General features: G+C 61.8%; 1 protein-coding gene. It reads left to right on the top strand.

The window, feature by feature from the left end; translation table 11 throughout:
• Positions 1 to 793 (top strand): type VI secretion system Vgr family protein (gene vgrG / locus B9Z52_RS17500; protein WP_146182897.1); only part of this gene is annotated, 793 nt, incomplete at both ends.

Genomic DNA, 793 nt, shown 5'->3' with positions numbered 1-793 from the left:
ACCGCTACGGCGCCAAGAACCACAACAGCAGCTGCTGGGTGCGGGTGTCTGCAGCTTGGGCCGGTAACCAACTGGGCGCCATGCACGTGCCGCGCATCGGGCAAGAAGTGATCGTGGACTTTCTGGGCGGAGACCCGGACCAGCCCATTTGCACCGGCCGGGTGTACAACCAGATGAACACGCCGCCTTGGGCACTGCCCGCGCAGCAAGCCTTAAGCGGCTTCAGAAGCCGAGAGCTCAAACCCGGCGGGGGCAACAGCGCGGCAGGCAGAAGCAACCACCTGGTGCTGGACGACACCGAACAAAAGATCCAGGCGCAAATCAAGAGCGACCACCAGCACAGCAGCTTGAGCCTGGGGCACATCACGCGCATCGAAGACAACGCGGGAAGAAAAGACCACCGTGGCGAAGGCTTCGAACTCAGAACCGACGGACACGGCGCAGTCAGAGCCAAAGACGGCTTGATCATCAGCACGGAAGGCCGGCCCAACGCCAATGGCCACATCACCGACCTGAGCGAGACTGCAGCGCGACTACAAAACGGCCAAAGCCAGCACGACAGTCTGGGCGACTTGGCGATGCAACACCAAGCGCAGGAAGAAGGCGACCAAGGCGACGTAGCCCATGCCATTGAAGCGCAAAACAAGGCCATTGCAGGGGACGGTAAAACAGAAGGGAAATTCCCGGAACTGAGTGAACCGCATTTGGTCCTGACCAGCCCAGCGGGCATCGAGAGCACCACACCGCAAAGCACGCACCAGCACAGCGGCCAGCACCACGCCATCACCAGCGG

This window comes from Limnohabitans sp. Jir72, assembly GCF_003063575.1.
Taxonomy (GTDB): domain Bacteria; phylum Pseudomonadota; class Gammaproteobacteria; order Burkholderiales; family Burkholderiaceae_C; genus Limnohabitans_A.
The sequence above is the reverse complement of the archived record's forward strand: the minus strand, read 5'-3'. Positions and strand labels throughout refer to the sequence as shown.